This window comes from Microbacterium sp. H6 (assembly GCF_003314775.1).
In the GTDB taxonomy this organism is placed as follows: Bacteria; Actinomycetota; Actinomycetes; order Actinomycetales; family Microbacteriaceae; genus Microbacterium; species Microbacterium oxydans.
Map to the genome: position 1 here is coordinate 1 of NZ_QOAY01000269.1, position 7,672 is coordinate 7,672.

The window sequence follows — 7,672 nt, forward strand, 5'->3', positions numbered from 1 at the left end:
GCCGCTGCGGCTGCTGCCGGGTTGAGCGCGGCGTCGCGCGCCGCGCGCGCACCGGACGCCAGACGGAGGATGTCGGCGCGCACGGATTCGGCACGCGGAGTAGCCAGATACTCCAGCTCGACGTTCGCGTCATTGCCGGCACCGACGACCTCGAGCTTCGCGAGGCCGATGATGCGCGCGGGGAACGGACGCGTCAGGTTGACGCCCTGCACGCGGTCGAGCGGCGCGCGTCGGTGCGAACGGAAGATGATGCCCTTGCGGACCTCGACGTGGTCACCGGTGATGCGGAACTGCTGGAAGCGCCAGATGAACCAGAAGATCAGGATCAGCACGATCACGAGGCCCAGCACGCTCAGCAACGCGACCAGGATCAGGTTGTTCGAGAGAACCCAGTCGACGGGATCGGCGCCGGCGTAGTCGCCGTAATGCGCCTCTTCCGGCGCGAAGAGCGCGACGGCCCAGGAGATCAGGCGGTCGCGCATGTTCGCGATGACGATGCCGCCGATGATGATGAGCGCCAGGCCGCCCTTGAAGAGCGGCGTGAGCGGGTGCATCCGGTGCCACTCGCCGTTCGCGAGGGTCGTCGGGGCCTCCCCCGCCGATGCCTGCGGGCTGTGCGTCGCGAGCGGAGGCTGCTGCTCGCTCACAGGCCGGTCCGTCGGGTCTCGGCCACATGGATGAGCGTGTCGCGCAGTGCCTCGGCCGCTTCCTGCGTGAGACCGGGGATCTGCACACCGGTCGTCGCCGCAGCCGTGACCATCTTGAGCTGGGCGATCCCGAAGGCACGGTCGAGCGGCCCCTGCGTGATGTCGACAAGCTGCATGCGGCCGTAGGGCACGGCGATCATGCGCTGCCAGAGGATCCCCTTGCGGAAGACGATGTCGTCGGCGCGCAGCATGTAGCCGATCGCCCTCGCCTGACGCGGGAGGATGATCAGGGTGACCACCGTGATCAGCAGGATCACACCGGCCGGGATCCACACCCAGTCCTGTTCCAGCACGATGTTCAGCACGATCGCGGCGGCGGCGACGATCACGAGGAAGATCACGTTCTGGACGATCTGCGAGACGACGTAGCGCGGCGAGATCTGGTGCCAGGTGCCGTCGAGTTCCAGGCGGGCCTCGTTGCGCGCCGTGCGCAGCTGCGTGTAGGTGCCACGGTCGAGGGCGTCGAGGTCAGTGCCCTCCGCCGGGTTCAGGGGCGCGGTCTCTGGGTTCTGAGTCATCAGGATCCTTCGGCAGGGTGCAGAACTGTTCGGCGACGAGAGCAGCGATCACGAGGACGATCGCACTTCCGATCAGGGCCAGCATGGCCACAGTCGACCCTACCGGCGGAACGACGGGGCGCGACAGGAGGAAGACCAGCAGCCCCGCTCCGAACCCCGCCATGATCGCGCCGAGAAGGCTGGATGCACGGGCGAGCGTCGCCGCTCTCAGCGCACGGAACGGGTCGATGCGGATGCCCGAACGCACACTGCGTCGCACCGGCCAGGCGACGCCGAGAGATGCCGCGGCGATCAGCAGCAGGAGTACCGGCAGCAGGAGCGACGGCGTGAAAGTCGCGCGCCCCGAGGCCGTCAGCAGATGGTCGAGCAGGAAGCCGACGCCGCCGCCCAGCAGTGCGAGGAGGACGAGCACGCCGGCGGAGGTGCGTCTCATCCCTCGCCTCCGGCACGAAGGGCGGCCGCGAGGTCGGCGACCCTCCCCCGACCGAGCAGCACCGCGTCCTGATCGACGTCGAGCCAGGGGTCGAGCACGAAGAGGCGTTCGGCGGCACGCGGGTGCGGCAGCTGCAGATGCGGTTCCTCGGAGATGACGTCGCCGTACGCGATGAGGTCGAGGTCGAGGGTGCGGTCGCCCCAGCGCTCACGGCGCTCCCGACCGTTCTCGTCCTCGATGGCGTGCAGCATTCCGAGCAGGATCTCGGGGGCCAGACGCGTGGTGACCAGTGCCACCGCGTTGACGTAGCCGGGGGCGTCGGGATCGGGACCGTCGGGCCGGAGGGCGACCGTCTCGAACAGCTTCGACAACCGCACCTCGCTGACCAGCGGCAGTCGTGCGATCCGCTCGGCGGCAGCGGTGATCGTGTCATGGCGATCGCCGAGGTTCGCGCCGAGGGCGACGACGGCCGTCACCTCCGGCCGCCCGGGGCGAGGCGCCGGCATTGCGGGTGGGTTCGCGAGGTTGCGGCTCATGCGGTTGTGTCCTCCGGCGCATCAGGGGTTCGGTGGCGATGCAGGGTGACCGCCACATCGGCGAAGTCGAGGGGAATCGGGGCGTGGGGCTTGTGCACCGTCACGGTGATGTCCTGCACCCGTGGGTCGTCGAGACCGACCGCGGCGATGCGTTCGGCGAGCGTCTCGATCAGGTTCACGGGCTCCCCCGACACGACCGCGGCGACCTTCTCGGCCAGCTCGCCGTAGTGCACCGTGTCCACGACATCGTCGGAGGCAGCGGCACGCGCGAGGGAGAGCCGCAGTCGCAGGTCGATCGTGAACTCCTGGCCGTCCTGACGCTCGTGCTCGAAGACGCCGTGACGACCGAACACCGTCAGACCGGTGAGGACGATCTCGTCGAGGGGCTCCATACGTCTAGCGTACGGGGATCGCCCCGAGACGCCCTCAGCCTTCCCAGGCGTGCGCGATCGCCAGGGCGTCGCGCGTGGATGCCACGTCGTGCACACGCACGGCCCACACTCCGGCTCTGACCGCGAGCGCACTGGTGACGGCGGTGGCGAGGTCGCGACGGGATTCGGAGACCTCCTCGTCGGGACCTGTCTCCTGACGGAGTACCTCTGCGAGGAACCGTTTGCGCGACGTGCCGATCAGCACCCGAGGGCCCAGTGCGACGATCTCGTCGAGCCCGCGCAGCATGTCCCAGTTCTGCGCTCCCGACTTCGCGAACCCGATGCCGGGATCGATGATGAGGCGAGACGGCGCGATCCCCGATGAGGCCGCCTCACCGATGCGCTCCTGCAGTTCGCCGGCGACCTCGCGCGCGACGCGGTGGTACTCGGCATTGGCATACATGTCCGAAGAGAACCCGCGCCAGTGCCCGATCGCGAAGTCGGCGCCGGATTCCGCGACGGCAGCGCGCATCTCCGGATCGGCGAGCCCCCCGGAGACGTCGTTGACGATCCTGGCCCCCGCCCGCACGGCGGCGGCTGCTGTGGCGGCGCTGAGCGTATCGACGCTGACCGGCACGCCAGCGGCAGCGAGCTGTTCGATCACCGGGATCACTCGCTGCTGCTCGACGTCGGTGCCGACCCGGTCGGCGCCGGGCCTGGTCGATTCACCACCCACATCGAGCACAGCTGCTCCCTCGGCGCGGAGCCGCAGCCCGTGGGCCACCGCGCGATCTACGTCGAGGTAGCGGCCCCCGTCGCTGAACGAGTCCGGAGTGACGTTGACGATGCCCCAGATGCCCGTCATCCGTGCGCTGCTCCGAAGCCGGCCGAGCCGATCAGAGTGATGAGCTCGGCCCTGGAGACGGGATCGTTGTACTCACCGCGCGCCGCGATGGTGAGTGTCGAGGCCTCGGTCTGGCGTCCGCCGCGCATGGTGACGCAGCCGTGCGCCGCGTCGAGCACGACCAGCACACCGCGGGTGTCGAGGTGCTCCGCGATCGTGTCGGCGATCTGCTCGCCAAGCCGTTCCTGCACCTGCGGACGCGCGGCGAGGATCTCGACGACCCGCACGAGCGCTCCCAACCCGACGACCTGTTCGCCGGGGAGATAGGCGATGTGCGCGTGCCCGGCGAAGGGCAGCAGGTGGTGCTCGCAGACGGAGCGGAAGCGGATGTCGCGCAGCAGCACGGCACCGGAGGGCAGCGTGTCGGGCGCGGGGCCTCGGGAGACACTGATGGTGCGCGCGAGCGGTTCAGCCGGGTCTTCGCCCACTCCGGAGAAGAACTCCGTGTACAGCTCGGCCATGCGCGTCGGGGTCTGCTTCAATCCCGGTCGGTCCGGGTCTTCGCCGATCGCCGCGAGAAGCTCTCGCGTGAGCCGCTCGACGCGCTCTCTGTCGACCGTCACGTCACGCCGTCGCAGGCCGCGGGTTCCCTGCTCCCGCCGAGCCCTGCTGCGTGCGCGGTGCGCCGGCCGGAGCCTCGACGGATGCCGCCAGCGAGACGTCCTTCTTCGGCACCTCGATCGGAGGACGCTCCGAGACCGGACGCCCTTCGCTCGAGAGCCACAGCGGGCGCTCCGGCAGCTTCTTGATCTCGGTGAAGATCTCCGCGATCTGGTTGTGGTCGAGGGTCTCCTCCTCGAGCAGGGCCAGGGCGAGCTTGTCGAGGATGTCGCGGTTCTCGCTGATGACCTCGTAGGCCTCGTTGTGCGCCTGCTCGATGAGCGCGCGTACCTCGGCGTCGACGCGCTCGGCGACCTTCTCGGAGTATTCGCGGCCACGGCCCATGTCGCGTGCGACGAACATGTCGCCGCCCTCGGTGCCGAGCTTGACCGGACCGACCTGCGTCGTCATGCCGTACTCGATGACCATCTTGCGAGCGATCGAGGTCGCCTTCTCGATGTCGTTCGAGGCACCGGTGGTGGGGTCGTAGAAGACGATCTCCTCCGCGACGCGGCCGCCCATGGCGTAGGTGAGCTGGTCCTGCAGTTCGTTGCGGGTGACCGAGTACTTGTCGTCGAGCGGCAGCACCATCGTGTAGCCGAGCGCCTTGCCACGAGGCAGGATCGTGATCTTGGTCACCGGGTCGGTGTAGTTCATCGCCGCCGCCGCGAGCGCGTGTCCGCCCTCGTGGTACGCCGTGATGAGCTTCTCCTTGTCCTTCATCACGCGGGTGCGGCGCTGCGGACCGGCGATCACACGGTCGATGGCCTCGTCGAGGGCGCGGTTGTCGATGAGCTGGGCGTTCGAGCGGGCTGTGAGCAACGCGGCCTCGTTCAGCACGTTCGCCAGGTCGGCACCGGTGAAGCCGGGGGTCTTGCGGGCGACGACCTCGAGATCGACGTTCTTCGACAGCGGCTTGCCCTTGCTGTGCACCTCGAGGATCTTCTGGCGACCCTTGAGGTCGGGGGCGTCGACGCCGATCTGACGGTCGAAGCGGCCGGGGCGCAGCAGTGCGGGGTCGAGGATGTCCGGACGGTTGGTGGCCGCGATCACGATGACGTTCGCGTTCGGGTCGAAGCCGTCCATCTCGACGAGCATCTGGTTCAGCGTCTGCTCGCGCTCGTCGTTTCCGCCGCCCATGCCGGCGCCGCGGTGACGACCGACGGCGTCGATCTCGTCGATGAAGATGATGGCCGGAGCGTTCTCCTTGGCCTGGCTGAAGAGGTCGCGCACGCGAGAGGCACCGACGCCGACGAACATCTCGACGAAGTCGGAACCGGAGATCGAGTAGAACGGGGCGCCGGCCTCACCGGCGACGGCGCGGGCGAGGAGGGTCTTTCCGGTTCCGGGAGGGCCGTACAGCAGCACGCCCTTCGGGATGCGGGCGCCGATCGCCTGGAACTTCGCGGGGTCCTGCAGGAACTCCTTGATCTCGTGGAGCTCCTCGATGGCCTCGTCGGCACCGGCCACATCGGCGAAGGTGACGGTCGGGGTCTCCTTGCTGACGAGCTTGGCCTTGGACTTGCCGAACTGCATGACCTTGCCACCGCCGCCCTGCATGGAGGACAGGAGCCACCAGAACAGCAGACCGAGCAGCACCAGGGGAAGAAGAAGGGAGAGGAAGCCGTCGAACCAGGTCGCACGCGGGACGGCGTCGTTGAAGCCGTCCTTCGGCGCTGCATCGTTGACGGCCTTGACGACCTCGTCGGCGCGCGCATCGACGTAGTAGAACTGGACGTTCTCGGAGCCCTGGAACGGCTTGGAGAGCGTCATGTCGACGCGCTGATCGCCATCGGTGTTCACGACCTCGGTGACCGTAGTGCCGGAGAGGAGCTTCAGCCCCTCCTGCGTCGTGATCTGCTTGGGCGCACCCAGATTCGAGATCAGCAGGAAACCGCCGAACAGGAGCACGCCGATCAGCGCGACGTAGATCAGCGGATTCCGGGTGAGCTTCTTCACATCCATGATCGGATCAGCGTATCGCGCGCGCCCTAGGGGGTCGCTGTGCGTTCACCCACGGCGTAGCGTTCGACGGCGAGGTCGGAGTCGCCGCGTCACCGCGGCCGGGTCTGCGACCTCAGGAATAGACGTGCGGGGCGAGCACGGCGACGTCGCGCAGGTTGCGGTAGCGCTCTGCGTAGTCGAGGCCGTAACCGACGACGAACTCCACCGGGATGTCGAAGCCGACGTACTTGCAGTCGATCTCGACCTTCGCCGCCTCGGGCTTGCGCAGGAGCGCCAGCACCTCGATCGACTCGGCGCCGCGCGATCCGAAGTTCTCCAGCAGCCAGCTCAGCGTGAGGCCGGAATCGATGATGTCCTCGACGATGAGCACGTGCTTGCCGTTGAGGTCCGTGTCGAGGTCTTTCCGGATCTGCACCACGCCGCTCGACTTCGTGCTGGCACCGTAGCTCGACACCGCCATCCAGTCCATCGGAGCGTGGAACGGCAGCGCCCGCGCGAAGTCGGCCATCACCATGACCGCGCCCTTCAGCACGCCGACGAGGAGAAGGTCCTTGCCCGCGTAGTCCTCGGCGACCTGCGCTGCGAGCTCGTCGAGCTTGGCGTGGATCTCCTCCTCGGTGACGAGGATCTGTGCAAGTTCGTCCTGGATCTCCGCGGCGCGCATGGATCGATTTTAGGCGACGCGATCGGATGCTCGGTCCCAGGTCTGTTCATCGGGACGGCATCTGCCCCTCGCCGGGCATCCGCACTACTGTGAGCGGTGATGCGGGCGGACGCCCCGACGGAAGGATTCACCATGGCTCTTGACGACATCCTCAACCAGGTGCCGATCGACGACATCGCCGAGAAGCTGGGCGTCTCGCGGGACGAAGCCAAGGTCGCGGTCGAGCAGGGCGGCGCGGTGCTGCTCGGCGGCCTCGCCAAGAACGCCGAGACGGATGAGGGCTCCGCGGCGATCCGGAACGCGCTGAAGAAGCATGAGGGCGCTTCCGGCGCGTCGAAAGTCGACGACATCGATCAGGCCGACGGCGGCAAGATCGTCTCCCACATCCTCGGTTCGAAGGAGAAAGAGGTGACGAAGGAGCTCACGGAGTCGAAGGCGACCCCCGGCATCGACTTCGGCAAGCTCCTTCCGATCCTCGCCCCGATCGTGATGGGCCTGATCGCGAACGCGACCAAGGACAAGTCGGCGAAGGCCGACGCGGGCGCGGAGGGCTCCGGCGGTATCGGCGATGTGATCGGCGGATTGCTGGGCGGCGGCAACAGCGGCGGCTCGTCCGGCGGCATCGGCGATGTCATCGGCGGACTCCTCGGCGGCGGCAACAGCAGCGGTTCCGGCGGCGGCGTCGACCTCGGCGGAATTCTCGGCGGCCTGTTCGGCGGCAAGAAGTAAGACCACATGCACGCATCCGGTCGCGCAGCGGTGGTCCCCGCTCAGCGACCGGATGCGGCGAAGACGATGCGCCCCCCGTGGCGCACGGCCGAGCACTCCGGCAGGTCGATCGGCCCCTGACCATTCCAGTCGGTGACCAGCCGCGCGACCTCGATCGTCTGCGACCTGGTCAGGCTCACCCCGAACTCGCTGTCGACGACGAGCCGGATGATCCGGTTGCGCAGTGCGGCGGGATTCGCGGCGAG

At 68.3% G+C, this 7,672-nt stretch carries 11 protein-coding genes; 1 reads left to right on the plus strand and 10 read right to left on the minus strand.

The window, feature by feature from the left end:
- The 9 genes from DSP71_RS17680 to hpt form a co-directional block, all read right to left on the minus strand.
- The coding region (locus DSP71_RS17680) for a PH domain-containing protein (protein WP_147251360.1) at positions 1–647 on the minus strand (647 nt) is incomplete at its 3' end.
- Positions 644–1,225, minus strand: coding sequence for a PH domain-containing protein (locus tag DSP71_RS17685; RefSeq protein WP_046746740.1), 582 nt, complete (start codon positions 1,223–1,225; stop codon positions 644–646). The genes DSP71_RS17685 and DSP71_RS17680, both read right to left, overlap by 4 nt.
- A complete protein-coding gene (locus DSP71_RS17690; RefSeq protein ID WP_046746741.1) occupies positions 1,176–1,658 on the minus strand; it encodes a DUF3180 domain-containing protein in 483 nt (160 codons plus the stop codon). Before DSP71_RS17690 ends, DSP71_RS17685 begins: the two co-directional genes overlap by 50 nt.
- A complete protein-coding gene (folK, locus tag DSP71_RS17695) occupies positions 1,655–2,194 on the minus strand; it encodes a 2-amino-4-hydroxy-6-hydroxymethyldihydropteridine diphosphokinase (protein ID WP_046746742.1) in 540 nt (179 codons plus the stop codon). The genes DSP71_RS17690 and folK overlap by 4 nt, the downstream gene beginning before the upstream one ends.
- On the minus strand, positions 2,191–2,586 hold the full coding sequence (gene folB / locus DSP71_RS17700) for a dihydroneopterin aldolase (protein WP_061015364.1): 396 nt from the start codon (positions 2,584–2,586) through the stop codon (positions 2,191–2,193). The genes folK and folB overlap by 4 nt, the downstream gene beginning before the upstream one ends.
- A 34-nt stretch (positions 2,587–2,620) precedes the next feature.
- The gene (folP, locus tag DSP71_RS17705; protein WP_061015363.1) at positions 2,621–3,430 is read right to left on the minus strand and encodes a dihydropteroate synthase; all 810 of its coding nucleotides are present in this window, start codon (positions 3,428–3,430) and stop codon (positions 2,621–2,623) included.
- The gene (gene folE, locus DSP71_RS17710; RefSeq protein ID WP_061015362.1) at positions 3,427–4,032 is read right to left on the minus strand and encodes a GTP cyclohydrolase I; all 606 of its coding nucleotides are present in this window, start codon (positions 4,030–4,032) and stop codon (positions 3,427–3,429) included. Before folE ends, folP begins: the two co-directional genes overlap by 4 nt.
- Before the next feature lies 1 nt (position 4,033).
- Positions 4,034–6,034 (minus strand): ATP-dependent zinc metalloprotease FtsH, encoded by a 2,001-nt coding sequence (ftsH, locus tag DSP71_RS17715; protein WP_113681719.1) that lies wholly within the window; start codon positions 6,032–6,034, stop codon positions 4,034–4,036.
- 112 nt (positions 6,035–6,146) lie between these two features.
- Positions 6,147–6,698 (minus strand): hypoxanthine phosphoribosyltransferase, encoded by a 552-nt coding sequence (gene hpt, locus DSP71_RS17720; protein ID WP_113681720.1) that lies wholly within the window; start codon positions 6,696–6,698, stop codon positions 6,147–6,149.
- A gap of 132 nt (positions 6,699–6,830) precedes the next feature.
- On the opposite strand from hpt, the gene DSP71_RS17725 reads away from it, so the two are divergent.
- Positions 6,831–7,427 carry a DUF937 domain-containing protein gene (locus tag DSP71_RS17725; RefSeq protein ID WP_113681721.1) on the plus strand — a complete coding sequence of 199 codons (597 nt, stop codon included), beginning with the start codon at positions 6,831–6,833 and terminating at the stop codon, positions 7,425–7,427.
- A 41-nt stretch (positions 7,428–7,468) separates the two neighbouring features.
- On the opposite strand, the gene DSP71_RS24230 is transcribed toward DSP71_RS17725, so the two are convergent.
- The coding region (locus tag DSP71_RS24230) for a TilS substrate-binding domain-containing protein (RefSeq protein WP_258546528.1) at positions 7,469–7,672 on the minus strand (204 nt) is incomplete at its 5' end.

Coding starts and splice junctions, on each gene's coding strand:
- DSP71_RS17685 (WP_046746740.1), bottom strand. CDS start 1,225: ATGACTCAGAACCCAGAGACCGCGCCCCTGAACCCGGCGGAGGGCACT.
- folP (WP_061015363.1), bottom strand. CDS start 3,430: ATGACGGGCATCTGGGGCATCGTCAACGTCACTCCGGACTCGTTCAGC.
- DSP71_RS17690 (WP_046746741.1), bottom strand. CDS start 1,658: ATGAGACGCACCTCCGCCGGCGTGCTCGTCCTCCTCGCACTGCTGGGC.
- DSP71_RS17725 (WP_113681721.1), top strand. CDS start 6,831: ATGGCTCTTGACGACATCCTCAACCAGGTGCCGATCGACGACATCGCC.
- ftsH (WP_113681719.1), bottom strand. CDS start 6,034: ATGGATGTGAAGAAGCTCACCCGGAATCCGCTGATCTACGTCGCGCTG.
- folK (WP_046746742.1), bottom strand. CDS start 2,194: ATGAGCCGCAACCTCGCGAACCCACCCGCAATGCCGGCGCCTCGCCCC.
- folB (WP_061015364.1), bottom strand. CDS start 2,586: ATGGAGCCCCTCGACGAGATCGTCCTCACCGGTCTGACGGTGTTCGGT.
- hpt (WP_113681720.1), bottom strand. CDS start 6,698: ATGCGCGCCGCGGAGATCCAGGACGAACTTGCACAGATCCTCGTCACC.